The 296-nt window shown below is 61.8% G+C and carries 1 pseudogene; it reads left to right on the top strand.

The annotated features are described in order from the left end of the window. Positions 1-296, top strand: a pseudogene (locus B4M62_RS02285) (sulfatase-like hydrolase/transferase); the annotation flags it as partial.

Genomic DNA, 296 nt, shown 5'->3' with positions numbered 1-296 from the left:
CTCGACAACACGCTGATCATCTATGCCGCCGACAACGGCGCGTCGGGTGAAGGCTCCCCCAACGGCTCGGTCAACGAAAACAAGTTCTTCAACGGCTACCCCGACTCGCTCGAGGCGAACATGCGTCATCTGAACGATTTGGGCAGCACCCACACGTACAACCACTACCCGACCGGCTGGGCGGTAGCGTTCTCCACTCCGTTCCAGATGTTCAAGCGGTACTCGCAGTTCTCCGGCGGCACCTGCGACCCGCTGGTCATCAGCTGGCCCAAGGGGATCACCGCGAAGGGCACGGT

The organism is Gordonia sp. UBA5067 (assembly GCF_002414845.1).
Taxonomy (GTDB): Bacteria; Actinomycetota; Actinomycetes; order Mycobacteriales; family Mycobacteriaceae; genus Gordonia; species Gordonia defluvii.
This window is presented reverse-complemented; position numbering and strand designations above follow the sequence as displayed.